The organism is Rufibacter sp. DG15C, from assembly GCF_001577755.1.
Lineage (GTDB): Bacteria > Bacteroidota > Bacteroidia > Cytophagales > Hymenobacteraceae > Nibribacter.
On record NZ_CP010776.1, the window covers coordinates 663,968 to 684,906 of the forward strand.

Sequence of the window (20,939 nt, forward strand, 5' to 3'; positions counted from 1 at the left end):
GTGCTTGGTCTCTACATCAATTCCTTTTTTAGCCTAATTTTCAGAAAACAAGACAAAAACGGCTTTACGCTTCTGCCCGCTTCGGGAATTTGCCTAGCATCACATACAAAAACGCTACGCTACATAGACCCGCCGCCACTTGAAAAACTAAGGGCAAGCGGTCCAAGTGGTTCCCGAAAATCCAGCCGGCGGCTAGGGCACCAATGCCAATGCCAGCTTCCAAGGCAATGTAGATAGTGGCCATGGCGCGTCCGCGGTGAGCCGGGTCGCTGAGGTCAATGGCCCAGGCGTAAAGTGTAGGGGAATTCATGCCCGTCCCAATGCCATAGACCACAGCCCCTGCCAGAAACCAAGTCTTGTCGGTGGCCAGGCTGATGGTGAGCATGGAGAGAGCCATGACTAATGTGGAGATGCGCAACAGGGTCACGCGACCGTATTTGTCTGAGGCGCGGCCAGCCATGAACCGGATGCCAATGGAAGATAATGTATAGAAAGTAAAGAATAGTCCTTTGTTGGCAATGCCAAGAGAACTACTAAAATCTGGCACCACTGTGAGCACGGCGCCGTAGCAAAAGAGCGTCAGGAACATGACTATAAACGGCGGCATCACCTTGGGCTCCAGAATCTCGTGCTTCTTGATGCGCAACAAACCCATAGAGAATTTCTGTGGATTGGGTAAGGTCTCCTTCAGGCCAGATAGGACGAGGATAGACAGCAAGGCCATCCCGGAGGAACAGTAAAACAGTGCATTCAAGGAGAAATAGCGGCTGAACTCGCCGCCAATTGCAGGTCCAGCGGCTAAGCCTAAGCTACCCGCCAAGCCAAACATACCTAGGGCCGCGCCGCGCTTCTCCAATGGCACCGTGTCCGCGACGTAGGCAGATTCGCCGGTGGGCGTGAAGCCGGTAGAGAAGCCATGGATGAGGCGCAAGAGCATGAACGCGGCCACCGTGGCGACCAAGGGATACAAAAATCCGCAGAGCACGCAGACCGCCACTCCAAAGTACATGACCGGAAGGCGCCCAATGGTATCGGCGAGTTTGCCGCTGAAAGGTCGGGACAAACCAGCTGTGAGCGTGAACAAGCCAATGATGAAGCCCTTGTATTCGCCGCCGCCCAGGCTGGTGAGGTAGTTGGGTAGTTCTGGGATAATCATGTTGAAACTGGCCGAGAACAGAAACGAGCTCAGGCACAGCATCCAGAATTGACGGTTGTAGACGTTGGGGGCGACAGACATGGCGAAGGTTATGCGAGGCAAAGGTCAGAAAGATTGGCGGCCGCTCCAATCAAACCACCGTTTTTCACCTGTTTTCCAGAAAAGAGGCCAAAAACGATTCTATTGCTGGTTGTTGGTTGTTGATTGTTTTAACTGCAGGTGTAAACACCCCTCTACGCTCCCCTCAAGGGGAGAATCTGCGAATAGTAGAAGCCTTTCCTACCCGCACCCAAGCCAGTCTTTCTGACGAGCGCCTAAGCAGGTTACCCGCTCTGGCCCGAAAGCGGTCTCTATATAAACAGGAAGCTGAAAAAGCTAGGGCAAGCGCTATGCAAAAGAGGCAAGCTGGTACAGCGCGAGGCGGGAAGACGGGGCCCCGCGGCCGCGAGCGCTTAGCGGTAGAAATGAAATGAAGGGCATAAGGGCACCGGAAGAAAGAGCCTTCTCAGGCATAGCCAACGGAAGCGCACGGCAAAGAGGGTCACGCAAGTAAATCCGCACATTGGATGGCACAAGGTAGTGAAGTAGGCGAGGCAGTCTGAGTTGTTGGCAATAACACTAACAACGGCGGAAAGTGAAGAGATTAGGTTCGTTTTTCGGCTAATTCCCAGAAAACAAGCCAAAAACGGCTTCGGTAGAGAGAACTAATGCATTTCCCGCGGCCTTTCGTATCTTCCGGTATCAAACCAGACCTATGAAAAACAAACTTAAAATAGCAGTGGCGGTTTTGTTGGTGGCTTCGGCCTGCCAACAGCCGGGCCAGGAAAGCGGCGGCACTAACAAATTCTCAGACGCCACGCTCCGCAAAATCTACACTCTGCAAGACGAGCGCAAAACCCAGGAGCTGTTGACGTTCCTGCAACGCCCAGAAGCCATGTACCGCCGCGAGGCCGCCCTAGCCTTCGGGTCAGTACAGGACAGTACGGCCTTGCAACCGTTGGCCGCTTTGTTGCAGGACCCAGACCAAGAGGTTAGAAAAGCCGCCGCCTACGCCTTGGGTCAAATAGGAAGTTCTACCGCTGAGACGCCTTTGATTGCCGCTTACGGCGCCGAGAAAGACCCTGCCACCCGTGCCGAGTTCTTGGAAGCTTGGGGCAAAGTAGCCACGCAGAAAGGCCTGGACATGATGGCCATGATTTCTACCTCGCAACCGCAACTGCAGACGGGTCAGGCCTGGGGCTTGTACCGCGCCGGACAGCGTAAACTAGCCTACGGTTCTGCCATCAAGAAAGCCAGTGAACTCCTGCGCTCCAATCAGGAATCTGCCAGATTGGGCATTGCGCATTTCTTGGGAAGAACGCCTAAGCTGGACCCTTCCTCCATTAAATCTGAGGTGTTCACGGTCGTACAAAAAGACCCTAGCGCCGAAGTACGCATGGCCGCAGCCTTGGCTTTAGGCAAAATGACCGACACCGTGGGCTTGGCTCCCGTAGTGGCTTCCCTCTTGAAGAACGATGCAGATTACAGAGTGCGCGTGAACGCGGTAAGGCCCTTGTATGCCTTGTCGTATGCCTCGGCGCAGCAGGCGGCTTTTAATGCGTTAGCAGACAAGCACCCGCACGTGGCCCTCAGTGCCGCCGACTACCTGGTTGCCAAAGCTCCGGCAACGGAGTCTCCCAAACTGCTGGAGCACGCCAACAAACAGCAGGATTGGCGTGTGCGTGCCACCTTGTATGGTGCTGCCTTGGCGTCTGCCAATGACAAAAGCGCCATCAGTGCGCAGATTAAACAACGCTTTGCCGCCAGCCAGAACCCCTATGAGCAGGCGGCCTTGTTGACGGCCCTAAGCAAAGACGCCACGCAGTTTGCGTTCATTCAGGAGCAGACCTTCAATAGAAAGCACAACGCCATCAGCACTGCGGGCATTGAGGCTTTGGCGGCTATTAGAGGACAAAAGAATTTCAATCAGGTTAATGTAAAGGCCTTCGACCAGATATTTCAGCAGGCCGTGGCCTCTGGTGATGTGGCCTTGGTGGGCGTGGCCGCCGGAGCCATCCGCAACCCAGAGCTGAACATGAAGAGCACCTACGCCGACCACTCCTTCCTGACCCAGGCTAGAGACAAACTGGTCTTGCCGCGTGACATTGAAACGTACCTGGAACTGCAGAAAACCCTGGACTACCTGGAAGGCAAAACATCGGCCCCTACGCCTCCTACCCCGTACGGCAATCCTATCAACTGGGCCACGGTGAACAAACTAAAGAAAGGCCAGCGGGCGTTGTTAAAGACGTCTAAAGGTGATATCACCTTTGAATTGTTGGTGGAAGATGCGCCGGGTTCGGTGGCTAATTTTGTACAGTTAACGGAGATAGGCTTCTTCATTGGCAAGAACTTCCATAGAGTGGTTCCCAACTTCGTGGCCCAGGGCGGCGACCCGCGCGGGGACGGCTGGGGAAGCTCTGAGGACGGCATCCGGTCTGAGTTTGCCAATCTGCATTACCTGGAAGGCTACGTGGGCATGGCCTCTGCCGGCAAAGACACCGAAAGCTGCCAATGGTTCATCACCCACTCGCCCACTCCACACCTGGACGGCCGCTACACCATCTTCGCGAGAGTGGTGAAAGGCATGGACGTGGTGCACCAGTTGAATATTGGCGATACTATTGAGAAGGTGACGTTGGTGAAGTAGTTTTTTGAGACACAAATATCAAGATAAAAGACTCAATATTTTTTCTTTTTGTCATCCTGGCAGAACCTTGTGTGCCAATTAGATAGGCTTATTTGTTCTTTAATGGACTTACTGAGTCCTGAGCTTTAAAAATGAAAACAACTGTTCTAGCAAGCCTTACCTTCCTAAAGTTAGGATTCTTCTTAGTAGGGTTCAGTCTTACAATTTGGCATCTAAGTAGAGCTTTATTGAAGAAGGAGGGTTATGGCAAAACTAAGGCGTTAAAATATTTTTTTGGCACATTCGCCATTCTTATTGCCATTTGAATAATAGAATTCGTTGCGATTTATCCAGAATAGTTCAGGCACCATATAAAAGCAGACGCCTCTACAATTGTAGAGGCGTCTGCTTTTATATGGTTTCCACTTTTGGCCTAATTTCTCTAAAATAGGTCAAAAGCGATTTACGCAGTCGGATGCTGCGGCACGTACACCACTTTCTTTGTCTCAAAGAATTCCTCAGAAAAATAGTTATTCAAATCATACACTTGGTGCACCAAGCCAGATTCGGCTAGTTCTTCGGTGAGGTCGCCACCTTTGAGATAGTAGAGGCCTTGCTCAGGCACTGACTCTTTCTTGAAGCTGAATTGAATCCATTGGTAAAAGGTGGCCAGTCTGGCTACGGCGCGGCTCACAATGAAATCGTATTTGTCATGTACCTGTTCGGCGCGGGTCTGGGTAGCCTTTACATTGTGTAAGTGCAGTTCATGCGCAATCTCCTGTACTACGTGAATCTTCTTGCCAATAGAATCCACTAAGTGGAATTTCACCTCGGGGAACAGAATAGCCAGTGGCAAACCCGGAAGGCCGCCGCCAGTGCCTACGTCCATCACGCTGGTTCCCGCCGGAAACGTCACCACCTTGGCAATGGCCAGTGAGTGCAGGATGTGGTTCTCTACAATGTTCTCTGTGTCCTTGCGCGAGATGACGTTGATTTTGGCGTTCCAATCCACCAACAGCTCGGCCAATTGAGCAAACTGCTGTAATTGCTCCGGGGTTATCTCCGGAAAGTACTTCGTGAGGATTTCTACCGAGGTTGCCTTCATACGCCCAAAGATAGTAAAATGAGTCACGAGTTCTGAGTCTAGAGTCGCGAGTCTTTTTTGAAATCGGATTTCCATTTTTAGGCTATTTCTCAGCAAAACAGGCTAAAAATGAAGAGAGCGACCATAGGGCCGCTCTCTTCTTATCTTATACACCAAGAGTGAGTCTAAAATCTTACGTCTTGTGTCTTACGTCTAAATAAGGTGTTTCTTGTTTTTCACCATGTCATAGAGCAACTCGCGGGCGCGGTGCAACTGGGCCTTTACAGTACCTAACGGGGCGCTCAGCTCAGTGGCAATCTCCTCATAAGAAAGCTCGTCAAAGTAGCGCAGGGTCACCAAGCGCTGGTACTTGTCTGGCAACTTGCTCACAATGTACTGCATGATCTCAATCTTTTGGTTCTTGATGGCTGTCTCCTGCGGATTGAGGTTGTTGTCTTTGAAATCTATGGTTATCTCATCGCCGTTATCAATCTTGATAGCCGAGTCAATGGACATGGTCTTGATCTTGTTCTTTCTGATGAAGTCAATGCAGTTGTTGGTGGCAATCCTGAACAACCAGGTACTGAATGCGTATTCTGGGTTGAATTTGTGCAGGTTGCGGAACGCTTTGGCAAAGGCTTCAATAGTCAAGTCCTCAGCATCGTCTGGGTTGCGCACCATCTTCAGGACCACGTGGTACACGGGCTTCTTGTAGATCTGCATCAGCTCAGCGTACGCCTTCTCATCTCCGTCCTCAACCGCCGACTGAATCAGTTTAAAATCGTGTTTCGCTTTCGCGGAGAACTGCTTATTTACTTCCATCTTACCTTTTTAGTCGTTAAAACAGAGATTCCAATCCCTATATAAGTGAGGTAATACCCCATTTCCAGCGCTGGTAGCAACCACCAGGCCACTGGGTTGTGTAGACGCCGCGCCACGGGCACATAAGAGGCCAAAAGACCCAGATACCGTACCCCAATAATGAGGCCAACCCAGAGCAACTGCTGCTGCATGGCCAAAAGAATGGGTGATATTACATAAAATAGCCCGTTTGCCAAGACAAAAAGTCCGATTCTGAACTGGTCCCGTTTCTGGTACTGCTTGCCGGCGGCCATATGCCGCGTCTTCTGTCGCCACCATTTGCGCCACCGCGTTTCGGGGGCACTCTGGGTGTGGGCTTCCTCTTCAATGACAATCTGAACCTTGGAATGTTTGGCGGCCGCCTGAACGAATAAATCGTCATCGCCGCCCAACGACCGTATGTGTGATGCAAATCCCTTGTTCCGGAAGAAAGTTGATTTTGTATAGGCAAGATTTCTGCCTACCCCCATGTACGCTTGGCCCCGCTTGGCAAACGACAGATACTGCATTGCCGTCAAGAAGGTTTCAAATCTTATCAGTTGATTTAAAAATCCATATATTCTGATATACGGAGAATAGCCTAAAACGATGTCCTTGTTTTCCTGAAACCCGCTTGCCATGGCCTGGGCCCACGTATTGGACACCGGCCGGCAATCTGCGTCCGTGAACAAAAGATGCTCATATTTGGCCGCCTTAATGCCCAGAAACAAGCCGTATTTCTTGGGGCTCATCTGGCTGGGCGTTTCCTGGGCCTGCACTATTCTCAAACGCGGGTTCTCTAGCTGATATTCTTTTAATAACAGCCCGGTCCCATCCCAAGAACGATCATCTATGATAATAATTTCCCAAGGCGCCGGATATTCTTGCTGCAACAGCAAAGGCAACAGCTCCTGCAGGTTCTGCACTTCATTGTGGGCGCAGACCAAAATAGACAAAGGTGGCAGTTCTTCTGGGGAGGCCGGCGCCTGGTGTTTGTGAAAGGCCAGCGGCAGAAAGTAATACAGCTCATAAAACAACTGCACCAGCACACAGGCACCCAGCAGGTAAAGAAGCAAATGAGGTATGGTGAGGAAGGCGTCCAAGGGTTGAGTAAAGTATACCCAAAAGTAGTACAAAATTCTCTGTTCTGCGGTTATACCGTGGTCAATCTGTATCTTTGTGGTTTGGAGAAAATTCAAGGTCGATTGCTGATTTTTTAGCACCCAGCAATAAAAGCACCTGGCTTTTCTCCAGCACTTTACCCCTTGTCCATGACCTTTGATTTAGTAGCGAAAGACCCTGCTTCCAAAGCCCGTGCCGGTGAACTCACCACGGCGCATGGCACCATACAAACGCCCATTTTCATGCCGGTGGGCACTGCCGGCACCGTTAAAGCCGTGCACCAGCGCGAACTCAAGGAAGACGTAAAGGCGCAGATTATTCTGGGCAACACCTACCACCTGTATTTGAGACCGGGCCTGAACGTGCTGGAGAAAGCCGGCGGTCTGCACAAATTCAACGGATGGGACAGACCCATCCTCACTGACAGTGGCGGGTACCAAGTGTTCTCTTTGTCAGGCACGCGCAAGATCATTGAGGACGGCGTTAAGTTCAGAAGCCACATTGACGGCTCCAGCCACCTGTTCACGCCAGAGAACGTGATGGACACGCAGCGCACCATTGGCGCCGATATCATCATGGCCTTTGACGAGTGCACGCCGTACCCGTGTGACTACAACTACGCCAAAAATTCCATGGACCGCACGCACCGCTGGTTACAGCGTTGCATTGACCGTTTTGACAGCACAGAGCCCAAATACGGCTATGAGCAGACCCTCTTCCCAATTGTGCAGGGAAGCACCTACAAAGACTTGCGTATTCAGTCTGCTGAGATGATTGCCAGCAAGAACCGTCCGGGCAACGCCATTGGCGGTCTTTCTGTGGGCGAGCCCGCCGAGATGATGTATGAGATGACCGAACTAGTCTGCGACATACTGCCCGCCGACAAACCACGTTACCTCATGGGCGTGGGCACGCCGGCCAACATTCTGGAGAACATTGCGCTGGGCGTAGACATGTTTGACTGCGTGCTGCCTACTAGAAATGCTAGAAACGGCATGCTGTTCACCACGCAGGGCATCATCAACATTAGGAACGAGCGTTGGAAAGAAGACTTCTCACCCATTGACGCTGAACTGGGCGGCTATGCGAGTACGTTCTATAGCAAAGCGTACCTGCGTCACCTGATGCATGCCACCGAGATGCTGGGCGCCCAGATTGCCAGCGTGCACAACCTCACCTTCTACCTGTGGTTGGTAGGCCAGGCGCGCGAACAGATTATTGCCGGCACCTTCGCCTCTTGGAAAGACGTGATGGTGAAGAAGTTGATGACCAGATTGTAATGATTAATGTGGAATGACCAATGATTAATATCTTAGACTCTCCTTCTGTGCTGCGTTTAGTAAGTGGGAATTAATCACTAGCTATCATTCAATCATTATTCATTAATCACTACTCATTAAAGAAAGCGTGAAGCTCCTAGACAAATACATTCTCAAGAAGTTCCTGACCACGTTTGTGTTTGTGGTAATCATTCTCATGGCGGTGATCTGCGTGATTGATTTTGTGGAGAAGAACGATGACTTCATCCAGAACAACCTCTCCGCACGGACCATCATTTTTGATTATTACATCAACATGATTCCGTTTTACGCCAACCTGCTCAGTCCTATCACGGTCTTTATTGCCACCGTGTTTGTGACGGCCAAGCTGGCCTCACATACAGAGATTGTAGCCATCTTGAGCAGCGGGGTTTCTTTCAAGCGTATGCTGGTGCCCTACATTATTGGATCAGTGGTGATTGGCATTTTCATCTTCTTCTTCTCTGCCTACGTGATCCCCAATGCCAACAAGACCCGCGTGGCCTTTGAGATCAAATACGTCAAGAATCCCTACACCTATGAGGGCCGGAACGTCCATTTCAGGATTGGCCCCGAGACTTACGCCTATCTGGAGAGCTATAACAACCACGCCAACGTGGGTTATAAATTCACACTAGAAACCATCAAAAAGCAGGAACTGGTACGCAAACTGGCGTCAGAGTCTATCAGATGGGACAGCACCAAGCAGAAGTGGCACATGGACGCCTACACCCTGCGTACCTTTAACGGCGACAAAGAAACCGTCACCACGGGCGGGCCAGTAGACACTACGCTCAACATGTTACCCAAAGACTTTGCTAGCACCTACCGCATGCGCGAGACCTTGACCATGGCCGAACTGGACGATGTGATCAAGGAGAAACAGATGCGCGGCGCCACAGACATTGCCGAGTTCATGACCGAAAAATATGAACGCTACAGCTACCCGTTCGCCATCACGGTGCTCACGGTCATCGGTGTGATTCTAAGTTCTAGAAAAGTGCGCGGAGGCGTCGGGTTTCAGATTGCCCTTGGGTTTATCCTGGCTTTTATCTTCATCATCTTCGTGATGATGTCCCGAAGCTTGGCCCAGGTTGGCGGTATTCCTCCGCAGTTGGCCGCCTGGATTCCTTTGGCCGTCTTCTCAGTCATTGGCGTGGTGCTCTACAAAACCGTGCCCAGGTAAACCCTGTAAGCGCTAATGCTTTTCTTCTCCCGTTTTTGGCCTACTTTTGATAAAACAGGTCAAAAACGGGAGAAACTTTTTTAAAAACCTATTTAGGTTCTCTCCCAAAACTTAAGCCGTTTTAATACAGTCTAAATTATTTACGCCGTGCAGAAGCCTCTATTCAAAGACTACTTAGAACTTCATTTCATTATCCTGCTCTGGGGATTCACGGCTATTTTGGGCAAACTCATCTCCATTCCAGCGGTGGAATTAGTGTTTTATAGAACCATTTTGGCGGCGGTGGCTTTGGCGGTGGTCATCAAACTGCGCGGTGAGTCCTTTAGGATTGGCCGAAGGAATATCATAAAAATCATAGGTGTGGGCTTTATGATAGCGGCGCACTGGATTCTGTTCTTCGCCTCCGCCCGGGTGTCTTCGGTTTCCATCTGTCTGGCAGGCATGGCCACCGCCAGCCTCTGGACGTCTATTCTGGAACCCATCTTCACGAAAAAGAAAATAAAAGCCCATGAGGTGGTTTTACCTTTCTTTATATTGGTTGGTCTATATATTATTTTTCGCTTTGAGTTCAAGCATGCCCTAGGCATAGCAATGGCCTTGGGCTCTGCGTTTCTAGCTTCTTGCTTTACCATTATAAATAGCAAGCTCACTAAACAACATGCAGCTACTACTATTACCTGTTATGAAATGGCGGGGGCCTGGATGGCCACTACCCTCTTCCTGCCGTTTTACCGCAATTACATGACGGATTCTGGCACGTTACAATTAGAGGCTAGCCTGTGGGATTTTCTGTGGGTGGGAATATTAGCGCTAGTCTGTACCGTTTACGCCTACACCGCTGCCGTGCGGCTTATGCATAAATTTTCTGCTTACACTATGAACCTCACGGTAAACATGGAACCAGTTTATGGAATAGTTTTAGCACTATTTATTTTCCCAGAGACCGAAAAAATGACAAAGGGCTTCTATTATGGAGCGGCTATTATCCTGTTCAGCGTATTTTTGCACCCTATTCTGGAGTCATTGATTGCCCGCCGGCAGCGACTTTTAAAGGATGCCCTGCCAAATTGAGTAGTCCTCAGGGAACGGTAGTGGTTGTGTCGGGGATTCTCTGAACAGGCCGTACATGGTAGACCCTGAACCTGACATGGACGCATACTCTGCTCCTAAGCTATAAAGCTGTTCTTTTACTTCTGCCAAGACAGGATATTTGGGAAAGAGGCTGGCCTCAAAATCATTGACCACAGCATCTTTCCAAGTGTTTGGGGCTTGCACCAAGAGCGTTTTCAGGCTTTTTTCTGGGAATTGAGGCAAAACGCCGGCATAGGCTTCGGCGGTACTATTGCCAAAGTTGGGATACACCAACACAATATGCCAGCCTTTCAAATCCAAAGTCAGTGGTTCAAAGACATCACCTTTCTCTACGGCCAGCACCGGCTTGTTCTGTATGAAGAAGGCGCAGTCGCTCCCCAATTGCCGGGCGTAGTTCTCCAGTTGCTCCGGAGTTAAATTCAGCGCGAAGAGGTCATTCAGAATTTTGAGGGTGAAGGCCGCATCCGCTGATCCACCGCCCAAGCCAGCCCCCATGGGAATGACCTTGTGCAAATGCATCTGGATGGCCGGCAGTTCATAATCCTTTTTAAGCAGTTCATAGGCCCTCCAGCAAAGGTTTTGGGTGGGCTCCCCTGGCACCGGTAAACCAGAGAGCGTGAAAGACGCCTCGCCCGTGGTAGGCAGAATCTCCAGCGCATCGGTCCAGCCCACGGGGTAAAAGCAGGAAACCAGGTTATGAAACCCATCTGGCCGCTTCTCCACCAACTGCAGCCCAATGTTTATCTTCGCGTTCGGAAACTGAATCATGCCCGCAAAATACGAAACGGGTATCAGTAATCAGTTAATTTGACCGCTCATTCCTAAACCGGCTATAAAATGGTAACTTCGTTTTTGGCCTGTTTTATGGAAAATAGGCCAAAAACGCATCCTGTCAGAAACCTTAGGTGCTTCCAGCAACCAATTATCTTCTGACCTTTTCTTGAAATAAGATGAAACGCTTCGTCCTGCTTTTGTTGAGTATCTTCTATGCGGCTGCTTCGTTTGCGCAGAAGTCGGTTCCGTATGCGGCGGTAGACAAAAAAGTCATACAGTTGACTCAAAAGCAAACCATGACGTTGGAGGAGTTGGCAAAAATTATTTCCCAACATTTCACCACCCCCGAGGAGAGAACCAGGGCTGCTTTTGTCTGGCTCACGGAGAACATTGTCTATGATATTCAGGCTTTGTATTTAACGCCCCCCATTGGCAAGAACAAGTATCTTGTTGAGCAGACCCTAAAAACCAAAAAAGCAGTATGCGAAGGGTACGCCGAAGTTTTTCAAACCTTATGCAACAGAATGGGCATAAAAGCCTACATGGTAACGGGATATACAGCGGTAAATAATCAAATAAGTTCACAGGCGCATGCATGGTGCGCCGCGCAACTAAACGGCAAGTGGTTCCTATTTGACCCTACCTGGGGCGCAGGATATGTGACTGGAAAAACGTTTACCAAACACAGAAACGAGCAGTACTTTAAGGCTGATCCCGCTAGCCTGGCGCCCACGCATTTACCCTCTGACCCCCTTTGGCAGTTTTCAACAGCTCCCATCACTGGAAGAGAGTTTGCCACAGGCGTTTTCTCCTCATCAAAGCCTAAAAATTGCTTCCAATTCAAAGACACGCTGGCGGCGTATGAGAAACTAGATGATCTTGGACGCTTAGTGAGTACCGTCCGCCGGATGGAAGCACCCGGCAACTTCCAACCCTTTTTGGGCAACCACCTCCAATCCTTAAAACAACAAATTGACTACCAGAACTACTTGGCGCTTTCTACTGCTTACAACCAAGGAATAGACCTGCTCAACCAGTTTTTGTATTACCGAAACAACATGCTCTTTGGCAGAAAAAGGGAAGCCGAATTGAAAACCTTGATCACAACGTCTGTCTGTAATTTTCAGTCAGCGAAGAACAAGCTGGACACCGTCAAATGGCATTCTAACAAATATGAGATTGGCTCCATAAAAGACAACCTCTCCCAAGCCTATGCCATGGCTCTGGACCAGCAGAAGTTCATCCAGCGCATCTACAATCCACTGGGCTTGAAAAAGAAAAACTAACTACGCTTTTACATGTACCTTTCCTTCGGAAAACGCTTCTTAGACCTTGTCCTTGCTGGCCTAGCACTGCTGTTGCTGTGGCCGGTCATGCTGATAGTGGCGGTGGCGTTGTGGTTTGGGTTTGACGGAAAGGTATTGTTCAGACAGAAACGGCCGGGACTACACGGTAAGGCCTTTACGTTCTACAAGTTCACCACCATGACCCAGCGCCGTGATGCAAATGGAGAGTTGTTACCAGATGAACAGCGCCTCACACCCCTGGGTAGGTTTATCAGGAGGACGTCACTAGATGAATTGCCGCAGTTGTGGAACGTAGTCAAGGGAGATATGAGTCTGGTAGGTCCGCGCCCTCTACTCATGGAGTATCTGCCTCTGTACACTCTAGAGCAGGCAAGACGCCATGCCCTAAAACCGGGTATCACGGGCTGGGCGCAGGTCAACGGCCGGAACCTGCTTACTTGGGAAGAAAAGTTTACTTTTGACGTGTGGTACGTGGAACATGTCTCTTTTAAACTTGACCTGCAAATTTTGTGGCGTACCCTCAAACACGTTTTCAAACCAGAAGGCATCTCGGCACCCAACACGGCCACCATGCCTCGGTTTACCGGTTCTACTAATACTGCTTCATGAGTAACTCAGGAAAAGATATTGTCATTGTAGGGGCCGGCGGTCTGGGTCGTGAGGTGCTCATGCTCATTCATCAGATCAACCAGCACACCCCCACCTGGAATTTCCTAGGCTTTTACGACGATGTCGCTCCGGCAGAAGGCTTCCTTTACCCTTATTTAGGCAACGTGGACGACCTCAACGCCACCCCTGGTCCCCTGCACGCGGTCATCTCCATCGGGAACTGTCAGGCGAAGGCCAAGGTAGTGGAAAGGCTCTTTAATAACTTCCTGTTGTTTCCAGTACTAGTGCATGCATCGGTCATCAATGAGTCCGTTCAAGCAAACCTGATAGGCGAAGGAAGCATCATCTGTCAGAACTGCATCCTTACAACCAATGTACACCTGGGAAAACATGTCTTACTCAATCTGGCTTGCACCATAGGGCATGATGCCGTGATAGGCGATTGCGGCTCCTTGATGCCGCAGGTAGCAGTAAGCGGCGGGGTCAACCTAGGCAAAGGCGTCTACATGGGCACCAACAGCGCCATCCTGCAATACAAAACCATGGGCGCGTTTACCACCATAGGCGCCGGCGCAGTCGTCACCCAAGACCTCCCCGACCATTGCACGGCCGTGGGTGTACCAGCGCGTATTATCAAGCAAGCGGTATGAGCGTCAACCAGGATTTCATCTATCTGTCACCGCCGCACATGGGCGGAAGAGAGCAACACTACATCCAAGAAGCATTCGACCAGAACTGGATTACCACTGCGGGCGCGAATGTAGACAGTTTTGAAAAAGAACTTTCTTCTTATGTAGGAATGCCGCATGCCGCCGCGCTTTCTTCGGGCACAGCGGCCTTGCACCTGGCCTTGTTGGCCCTAGGCATTGGTCACGGAGATGAAGTATTCTGCTCTAGCTTTACCTTCGTGGCTAGTACCAACCCCATTCGTTACGTAGGCGCAACGCCTGTTTTGATTGACAGCGAACCTTCTACATGGAACCTCTGCCCGAAAGAGCTGGAGCAAGCCCTACACTCACGCCAGCAGAAAGGTAAACTTCCCAAAGCACTGATTTTGGTGCACCTGTACGGCATGCCTTCGCGCATGCAGGAGATTCTTGACCTTTGCCAACACCATGGTGTACCGGTCATTGAAGATGCCGCTGAGGCCCTAGGATCTACTTATAACGGCCAGCAGATGGGCAGTTTTGGGGTGGCCGGTTTCTACTCTTTCAACGGAAACAAAATAATCACCACGTCTGGCGGCGGCGCGTTGGTATCCAAGGACCAAGCCTTGGTAGAGAAAGCCAAATGGCTAGCCACCCAAGCCAAAGAACCCACGCCACATTACCATCATACCACTATCGGGTATAACTACCGGCTTAGCAATATCTGCGCGGGAATTGGGCGTGGGCAGTTAGGAGTCTTGGAGGACCGCGTTCAGCAGAAGCGCCAGGTGTTTAACCAATACCAAACTCTGTTACAAGACATAGCGGAAATCCAATGGCAACCAGAGCCCGAAGGCTTTGTCAGCAACCGCTGGCTTTCCTGTTTCACTGTTAAAAAAGGAAGTTTTATCACACCAGAGAAAATACGGCTGGCCTTGTTAGCGGAACAGATAGAAAGTCGACCACTTTGGCAACCTATGCACCAGCAACCGCTGTACGAAAGTTGTGACTACTTCGGGGAGAACGTAAGTAATGATTTGTTCGCGAGAGGATTGTGTCTACCCTCAGGCACTCAGCTTACAATTCAGCAACAAGAGCGCGTGGCGGAAGTGATTAAGAAATGCTTTAGGAAGTAACGTACCATCTCTACTTAAGAGCTCTCCAAAATGCGGATTCTCCCCTTGAGGGGAGCGAAGAGGGGTGTTTACAATAGTAGATAAATTAGCACATACAGTAGAGACTAGGCAGTGCTTAGTCTCTACTGTATGTGCAATGCCCCCTCATCCTAACCTTCTCTCAGGGAGAAGGGACTGAGTTTATGCGCTTTTAGCCTATTTTCTAGAAAACAGGCCAAAAACTAACAATGCTAGATAGCAGCCAGTGCTTTCTCTAAATCCGCGATTAGGTCTTCGGCCTCCTCAATGCCCACAGACAACCGAATTAACCCAACGGAAATACCCAGTTTAGCACGTTGCTCTTCGGTGAGCGCTCTATGCGACGTGCCCAATGGATAAGAAATAGAGGAAATCACGCCTGCCAACGACGGCGCAAAGGGAATATGCGACAGTCCGCGCATGAAGCGGTTCACAGTCTCCACTTCGTCTTTGATTCTGAAGGACAGCATGCCGCCAAACCAGCCTTTTCCTTGGGCAGAAGCTAAGGAGTGTTGCGGGTGATCGGGTAGACCTGGATAATAGACTTCACTAACTTTGGGATGCTTTTGCAAGTAGGTTGCCAAGGCCAAGGCATTCTCTGAATGTTGACGGATGCGCAGTTTCAAAGTCTTGAGACCACGAGCGGCCAGCCAAGAATCAAAGGGACTCAGGTTTAGGCCCCAGGCCACCACAATCTGTTTGGCGCGCTGAGCATCAGCGGCTTCTTTGGCCACTACCACCCCAGCCGTCACGTCACTGTGCCCCGACAAATACTTGGTCACACTGTGAATGACCATTTCTGCGCCCAGCTCCAGAGGTTTGGTGATGACCGGTGAGGCGAAGGTATTATCCACCACCAACTTCACACCGTACTTCAGACATTCCTGGGCTACTTTGGCCAGGTCCTGCACCGTCATCATGGGATTGCTGATGGTCTCCACCAACAGCACCTTGGTATTAGCTTGCACATAATTGCCAAAGCTGTACATCTCCTCCATCGGCACGAAGCTTACTTGCACGCCCATGCGCGTCAGTTCCTGCGTGAGCAAGGCAGCCGAGCCTCCGTAGATTTCCTCGGCGCATAGCACATGGTCCCCAGACTGACAGTACACCAGGACCGCCGTCAGAATTGCCGACATGCCCGAGGAAGTAGCCACCGCGCCCTGTCCGTTCTCCAGTTGGTTCACAGCTTCGGCCAGTTCGTCTGTGTTGGGGTTACCGTTTCGGCTGTACAGGTAACTCTGGCCCGGTTGCTCAAAATAGGCTTCCAAGGCGTTCAAGTCCTCAAAGGTAAACACAGAGGTCTGGTAGATGGGCGTAACTTTAGGAGAGATGGACACGGCGGTTTTGATTAATTGTTGATTGTCAATTGTTGATTGTTAGCTACATACTTGGTGGAGCAGCAATTAACAATCAGCAATTCTAAAGGTAAGCAGAAAGCGGTGGAAATTGAAAAGCCGTTTTTGACCTGGTTTCTGGGAAAGAGGCCAAAAACGATGGTAAAAGCGAGAGCCCGCCTTCTTTGCAGAAAAACGGGCTCTCAAAATGAAAAACAGGAAATCTTAGGCGGTTACGGCTTCGGCCAATACAATAATCTTATTGTCCAACACTTCCACAACTCCCCCGTCAATCTGGAATACCACTGATGTACCAGTAGTTGGCGTTACGCGCACAGGTCCGTTGGCCAAGGCACTGATGATGGCAGCGTGGTTATTCAACACTTCAAAGCCACCATTAATACCAGGAAACTGAACCGAGGTCACGTCGCCTTCAAATACTCTCTTATCTGGGGTGATGATTTCTAAATACATCTATGTTAGTCTTGAGTCTCGAGTCTCGAGTCGTGAGTCAAAATCTATAAAAGACTCGTGACTCGTGACTCAAGACTCGCGACTAATGAAAACTATTTCGCTTCGGCCATCATTTTCTGACCCTTGGCAACGGCATCCTCAATGGTACCAACCAAGTTGAAGGCAGACTCAGGAAGGTTGTCATGCAGACCGTCCATGATTTCGTTGAAGCCACGGATGGTGTCTTTGATGTCTACCAACACACCCTTCAAGCCAGTGAACTGCTCGGCTACGTGGAATGGCTGAGACAAGAAACGCTGCACACGACGCGCTCTGTGTACTACCAACTTATCTTCTTCAGATAATTCGTCCATACCCAAGATAGCGATGATGTCTTGCAATTCTTTGTAACGCTGAAGAATCTCTTTTACGCGCTGGGCAGTGTTGTAGTGCTCTTCGCCTACTACGTCTGCGGTCAAGATACGTGAAGTAGAATCCAGAGGGTCTACCGCTGGGTAGATACCAAGCTCAGAGATTTTACGAGACAATACAGTAGTAGCATCCAAGTGAGCAAACGTTGTTGCTGGAGCCGGGTCAGTCAAGTCATCTGCAGGTACATAAACGGCCTGTACAGACGTAATAGAACCACGCTTAGTAGACGTGATACGCTCTTGCATGGCACCCATCTCAGTCGCCAACGTTGGCTGGTAACCTACCGCAGATGGCATACGACCTAGAAGGGCCGATACCTCAGAACCTGCCTGCGTAAAGCGGAAGATGTTGTCAATAAAGAAAAGGATATCTCTACCAGCACCAGTACCGTCACCGTCACGGAAAGACTCTGCTACCGTTAAACCTGACAAGGCTACACGGGCACGGGCCCCAGGAGGCTCGTTCATCTGACCGAACACGAAGGTTGCTTTTGATTCTTTCAGGGCTTCCTGGTCTACTTTAGAAAGGTCCCATCCACCGTGCTCCATAGACTCCATGAAGGCGTCACCGTAGCGCACAATGCCAGACTCAATCATCTCGCGTAGCAAGTCGTTCCCCTCACGCGTACGCTCACCTACACCGGCAAATACAGAAAGACCACCGTGGCCTTTGGCGATGTTGTTGATCAACTCCTGGATCAATACAGTTTTACCTACACCGGCACCCCCGAACAAACCAATTTTACCCCCTTTGGAGTAAGGCTCGATCAAGTCAATTACTTTGATACCTGTGTACAAAACCTCAGAAGACGTAGAAAGGTCCTCAAAACGAGGCGCGTTTCTGTGGATAGGAAGGTCGCCTTCGCTTACTGGCTGTGGAATACCGTCAATGGCTTCGCCAATTACGTTGAACAGACGGCCTAGCACGTTATCGCCGGTAGGCATTGAGATAGGAGACGCCAAGTCGGTTACTTCCATACCGCGGGTAAGACCTTCGGTTGCGTCCATTGCAATGGTACGTACGCGGTCTTCGCCTAAGTGCTGCTGAGTCTCAAGTACCACGCGGGCACCGTTCGCCTTCACCACCACCAGGGCATCCATGATGTTGGGCAACTTAGAATTCTCACCCGAGAAGCTAACGTCCACTACCGGACCGATCACCTGGGTAATTCTGCCAATATTCGCCATTTGGTTGGTTTATAAATATTTAGATAGATACAGTACTCAATCAGGGTGCAAAAATAGAGCATTCTGTCTTGATTTCCATAGAAGTATCTAAAAATCTTTGGGATTATGCCCCAATGAAAATCCTTTACCCTCACCACCTACTCTATAATATGCGTTCCGCTCTGTTTTACCCGTTATAACCAGAGGCAAGCCACCGCTCCATCACTCCCATTTATGGCCGTGACAAAAGAGCATCTTCTGCCCGATCTCCCGTTTTTGGGCTACTTTTCTGAAAACAGGCTAAAAACGAAGGCAAAAGAGGCAGGCGCGTTCAAAAGGAATCTCTATTTTTGCCTTGTCATTTCACCAAACCTGTACCTGCTTTGGAAAACCAGACCACGCTCACCACTGTTGACACCGCTCAGAAACTGGGCCTCCTCCCCGAAGAGTTTGATCGCATCAAGGAAATCCTGGGCCGCACGCCCAACTTCACAGAACTGAGCATCTTCTCAGTGATGTGGTCTGAGCACTGCTCTTACAAAAATTCCATTGTCTGGCTCAAGACCCTGCCCAAAGACTCTCCGCGCATGCTGGCCAAGGCCGGCGAAGAGAACGCGGGTCTGGTAGACATCGGTGACGGACTGGCTTGCTCCTTTAAAATAGAATCCCACAACCACCCATCCGCGCTTGAGCCTTACCAAGGCGCCGCCACTGGCGTGGGCGGGATTAACCGTGATATCTTCACCATGGGCGCACGTCCTATTGCCCAGTTGAACTCTCTGCGCTTCGGCAATCCAAATTCTGACAAGACCAAAGGTTTACTACGCGGGGTAGTGAAAGGCATTGGCGACTATGGCAACGCCTTCGGGATACCAACGGTGGGCGGTGAGCTGTTCTTTGACGAATGCTACCACATCAACCCACTGGTAAACGCCTTCTCTGCCGGTATTGTAGAAGTAGGCAAAACGGCCAGTGCTACGTCTTATGGCGTAGGCAACCCGGTGTTCATCATCGGTTCGGCTACGGGCAAGGACGGCATCCATGGCGCGGCCTTCGCGTCTAAAGACATCACCGAGGATTCTGTAAATGACCTGCCTTCTGTTCAAGTGGGTGACCCGTTCCAGGAAAAACTATTACTAGAAGCTACCCTTGAAATTCTGGCCACAGGTCGTGTGATTGGTATGCAGGACATGGGCGCCGCCGGTATCACCTGCTCTACCTCAGAGATGAGCGCCAAAGGCGAACACGGCATGGAAATCTGGCTAGACAAAGTGCCTACCCGCCAGGCCAACATGCAACCGTTTGAGATTCTTCTTTCTGAAAGCCAGGAGCGTATGCTGGTAGTCATGGAGAAAGGCGCCGAAGACCTTATTCACCAAATCTGCGACAAGTGGGACATGTCCTGCGCCCAGATTGGCGAAGTAACCGACACCCAACGTCTGCGCTATTATGTAAAAGGCGAACTGGTCGCCGATGTTCCCGCTGATGACTTGGTTCTTGGCGGTGGCGCCCCGGTATACCACAGAGAATACAGAGAGCCTGCTTATTTTGCAGAGGCCCAAAAATTCAACATTGACTCTGTTCAAGAGCCAACCAATTACAAAGAAGTAGCCGAGTTCCTGGCCACGCACCCCAACATTGCCTCTAAGCGCTGGGTGTACAAGCAGTATGACTCCATGATTGGCACGGCCACCTTGACCACCAACCGTCCGGCAGACGCGGGCGTGGTGAAAGTGAAAGGCTCTAACAAAGCCCTGGCCATGACCGTGGACTGCAACAGCCGTTACGTGAACGCCGACCCAGAGCAAGGCACCGCCATTGCCGTCGCTGAGGCCGCCCGTAACATTGTCTGCGCCGGCGGTGAACCCGTAGCCATTACCAACTGCCTCAACTTCGGGAACCCGTACGTGCCGGAAGTGTACTGGCAGTTTGTGGGCGCCATCAAAGGCATGGGCAAAGCCTGTACCGCATTTGGTACGCCAGTGACGGGTGGTAATGTGAGTTTTTACAACCAGTCCTCAGATGAAGGTCCGGTGTTCCCTACTCCAACTATTGGTATGCTGGGTCTCATTGAAGACAAGGAAAACACCATGACCCTGGCGTTCCAGAAAGAAGGTGACCTCATTTATTTATTAGGCGAAGCCCAAAATGACATCGCCTCTAGTGAGTATCTGTATTCTTACCACGGCGTAAAACTGTCTCCGGCCCCGGCCTTTGACATGGAGAAAGAGCTGTTGGTGCAGAAAACAGTGAAAGAACTGATTATTAACCGCTTAATCCAGTCGGCGCATGACTGTGCAGACGGCGGTTTGTACATCACCTTGCTAGAGTCTGCCATGTACCATCACCTTGGTTTTGAGATTGCCACAGATAAAAATTTCCGGAAGGATGCTTATTTATTTGGTGAGAGCCAGGGCCGCATTGTGGTGAGCGTAAGCCCAGCCCAGCGCGAGGCTTTTGAGAAAGCCCTGACAGGCAACGGTCTGGTTTTCACTCAACTTGGCGTGGTGACTGGTAAGAACGTGGTGGTAGACGGCGAGGTTTTCCATGACATTGAGACCATTAAAAACAGCTATGACACCGCGCTGGAGCGGATTATGGAATAATTTTTCTG

General features: G+C 50.5%; 17 protein-coding genes. 9 read left to right on the forward strand and 8 right to left on the reverse strand.

Going from position 1 to position 20,939, the window contains the following annotated elements; all coding sequences use genetic code 11:
- Positions 1-64 precede the first annotated feature (64 nt).
- Positions 65-1,237 carry an MFS transporter gene (locus TH61_RS02855; RefSeq protein ID WP_066505631.1) on the reverse strand — a complete coding sequence of 391 codons (1,173 nt, stop codon included), beginning with the start codon at positions 1,235-1,237 and terminating at the stop codon, positions 65-67.
- Positions 1,238-1,910: 673 nt separating this feature from the next.
- On the opposite strand from TH61_RS02855, the gene TH61_RS17895 reads away from it, so the two are divergent.
- Positions 1,911-3,845: a peptidylprolyl isomerase gene (locus TH61_RS17895; protein ID WP_082780282.1), complete on the forward strand. Its 1,935-nt coding sequence runs from the start codon at positions 1,911-1,913 to the stop codon at positions 3,843-3,845.
- A 442-nt stretch (positions 3,846-4,287) separates the two neighbouring features.
- On the opposite strand, the gene rsmG is transcribed toward TH61_RS17895, so the two are convergent.
- The 3 genes from rsmG to TH61_RS02880 form a co-directional block, all read right to left on the reverse strand.
- The gene (gene rsmG / locus TH61_RS02870) at positions 4,288-4,929 is read right to left on the reverse strand and encodes a 16S rRNA (guanine(527)-N(7))-methyltransferase RsmG (protein ID WP_066505646.1); all 642 of its coding nucleotides are present in this window, start codon (positions 4,927-4,929) and stop codon (positions 4,288-4,290) included.
- Between the two features lie 192 nt (positions 4,930-5,121).
- On the reverse strand, positions 5,122-5,730 hold the full coding sequence (locus tag TH61_RS02875) for an RNA polymerase sigma factor (RefSeq protein ID WP_066505647.1): 609 nt from the start codon (positions 5,728-5,730) through the stop codon (positions 5,122-5,124).
- Complete coding sequence (locus TH61_RS02880; RefSeq protein ID WP_197464089.1) at positions 5,721-6,851, reverse strand: glycosyltransferase; 1,131 nt, start codon at positions 6,849-6,851, stop codon at positions 5,721-5,723. Before TH61_RS02880 ends, TH61_RS02875 begins: the two co-directional genes overlap by 10 nt.
- Positions 6,852-7,019: 168 nt before the next feature.
- Between TH61_RS02880 and tgt the strand changes: the two genes are divergently transcribed.
- The 3 genes from tgt (at position 7,020) to TH61_RS02895 (ending at position 10,425) form a co-directional block, all read left to right on the forward strand.
- Positions 7,020-8,150, forward strand: a complete 1,131-nt coding sequence (tgt, locus tag TH61_RS02885) for a tRNA guanosine(34) transglycosylase Tgt (RefSeq protein ID WP_066505650.1) — start codon at positions 7,020-7,022, stop codon at positions 8,148-8,150.
- 127 nt (positions 8,151-8,277) lie between these two features.
- Complete coding sequence (locus TH61_RS02890) at positions 8,278-9,354, forward strand: LptF/LptG family permease (protein WP_066505659.1); 1,077 nt, start codon at positions 8,278-8,280, stop codon at positions 9,352-9,354.
- A gap of 147 nt (positions 9,355-9,501) precedes the next feature.
- A complete protein-coding gene (locus TH61_RS02895; protein WP_066505661.1) occupies positions 9,502-10,425 on the forward strand; it encodes a DMT family transporter in 924 nt (307 codons plus the stop codon).
- On the opposite strand, the gene ispE is transcribed toward TH61_RS02895, so the two are convergent.
- Positions 10,402-11,214, reverse strand: a complete 813-nt coding sequence (gene ispE, locus TH61_RS02900) for a 4-(cytidine 5'-diphospho)-2-C-methyl-D-erythritol kinase (protein ID WP_066505663.1) — start codon at positions 11,212-11,214, stop codon at positions 10,402-10,404. The genes TH61_RS02895 and ispE overlap by 24 nt on opposite strands.
- Positions 11,215-11,396: 182 nt before the next feature.
- On the opposite strand from ispE, the gene TH61_RS02905 reads away from it, so the two are divergent.
- From TH61_RS02905 to TH61_RS02920, 4 genes are read left to right on the forward strand one after another with little or no spacing between them, the layout of a single operon-like run.
- Positions 11,397-12,506, forward strand: coding sequence for a transglutaminase domain-containing protein (locus TH61_RS02905; protein WP_066505665.1), 1,110 nt, complete (start codon positions 11,397-11,399; stop codon positions 12,504-12,506).
- A 12-nt stretch (positions 12,507-12,518) separates the two neighbouring features.
- The gene (locus TH61_RS02910) at positions 12,519-13,136 is read left to right on the forward strand and encodes a sugar transferase (protein WP_066505667.1); all 618 of its coding nucleotides are present in this window, start codon (positions 12,519-12,521) and stop codon (positions 13,134-13,136) included.
- Complete coding sequence (locus tag TH61_RS02915; protein WP_066505669.1) at positions 13,133-13,786, forward strand: acetyltransferase; 654 nt, start codon at positions 13,133-13,135, stop codon at positions 13,784-13,786. The genes TH61_RS02910 and TH61_RS02915 overlap by 4 nt, the downstream gene beginning before the upstream one ends.
- Positions 13,783-14,919, forward strand: coding sequence for a DegT/DnrJ/EryC1/StrS aminotransferase family protein (locus TH61_RS02920; RefSeq protein ID WP_066505671.1), 1,137 nt, complete (start codon positions 13,783-13,785; stop codon positions 14,917-14,919). The genes TH61_RS02915 and TH61_RS02920 overlap by 4 nt, the downstream gene beginning before the upstream one ends.
- 230 nt (positions 14,920-15,149) lie before the next feature.
- On the opposite strand, the gene TH61_RS02925 is transcribed toward TH61_RS02920, so the two are convergent.
- From TH61_RS02925 to atpD, 3 genes are all read right to left on the reverse strand, one after another.
- Positions 15,150-16,277 carry a PLP-dependent aspartate aminotransferase family protein gene (locus tag TH61_RS02925; RefSeq protein WP_066505678.1) on the reverse strand — a complete coding sequence of 376 codons (1,128 nt, stop codon included), beginning with the start codon at positions 16,275-16,277 and terminating at the stop codon, positions 15,150-15,152.
- Between the two features lie 222 nt (positions 16,278-16,499).
- Positions 16,500-16,748, reverse strand: coding sequence for an ATP synthase F1 subunit epsilon (gene atpC / locus TH61_RS02930; protein WP_066505683.1), 249 nt, complete (start codon positions 16,746-16,748; stop codon positions 16,500-16,502).
- 92 nt (positions 16,749-16,840) lie between these two features.
- Complete coding sequence (atpD, locus tag TH61_RS02935; protein WP_066505684.1) at positions 16,841-18,346, reverse strand: F0F1 ATP synthase subunit beta; 1,506 nt, start codon at positions 18,344-18,346, stop codon at positions 16,841-16,843.
- A 362-nt stretch (positions 18,347-18,708) separates the two neighbouring features.
- Between atpD and purL the strand changes: the two genes are divergently transcribed.
- Complete coding sequence (gene purL / locus TH61_RS02940; RefSeq protein ID WP_066512471.1) at positions 18,709-20,931, forward strand: phosphoribosylformylglycinamidine synthase subunit PurL; 2,223 nt, start codon at positions 18,709-18,711, stop codon at positions 20,929-20,931.
- The last annotated feature ends 8 nt before the right edge of the window (positions 20,932-20,939 follow it).

What these genes read in the sequence shown, in the direction of transcription:
- TH61_RS02855 (WP_066505631.1), bottom strand. Translation starts at nt 1,237, where the DNA reads ATGTCTGTCGCCCCCAACGTCTACAACCGTCAATTCTGGATGCTGTGC.
- TH61_RS17895 (WP_082780282.1), top strand. Translation starts at nt 1,911, where the DNA reads ATGAAAAACAAACTTAAAATAGCAGTGGCGGTTTTGTTGGTGGCTTCG.
- rsmG (WP_066505646.1), bottom strand. Translation starts at nt 4,929, where the DNA reads ATGAAGGCAACCTCGGTAGAAATCCTCACGAAGTACTTTCCGGAGATA.
- TH61_RS02875 (WP_066505647.1), bottom strand. Translation starts at nt 5,730, where the DNA reads ATGGAAGTAAATAAGCAGTTCTCCGCGAAAGCGAAACACGATTTTAAA.
- tgt (WP_066505650.1), top strand. Translation starts at nt 7,020, where the DNA reads ATGACCTTTGATTTAGTAGCGAAAGACCCTGCTTCCAAAGCCCGTGCC.
- ispE (WP_066505663.1), bottom strand. Translation starts at nt 11,214, where the DNA reads ATGATTCAGTTTCCGAACGCGAAGATAAACATTGGGCTGCAGTTGGTG.
- TH61_RS02905 (WP_066505665.1), top strand. Translation starts at nt 11,397, where the DNA reads ATGAAACGCTTCGTCCTGCTTTTGTTGAGTATCTTCTATGCGGCTGCT.
- TH61_RS02910 (WP_066505667.1), top strand. Translation starts at nt 12,519, where the DNA reads ATGTACCTTTCCTTCGGAAAACGCTTCTTAGACCTTGTCCTTGCTGGC.
- TH61_RS02915 (WP_066505669.1), top strand. Translation starts at nt 13,133, where the DNA reads ATGAGTAACTCAGGAAAAGATATTGTCATTGTAGGGGCCGGCGGTCTG.
- TH61_RS02920 (WP_066505671.1), top strand. Translation starts at nt 13,783, where the DNA reads ATGAGCGTCAACCAGGATTTCATCTATCTGTCACCGCCGCACATGGGC.
- atpC (WP_066505683.1), bottom strand. Translation starts at nt 16,748, where the DNA reads ATGTATTTAGAAATCATCACCCCAGATAAGAGAGTATTTGAAGGCGAC.
- atpD (WP_066505684.1), bottom strand. Translation starts at nt 18,346, where the DNA reads ATGGCGAATATTGGCAGAATTACCCAGGTGATCGGTCCGGTAGTGGAC.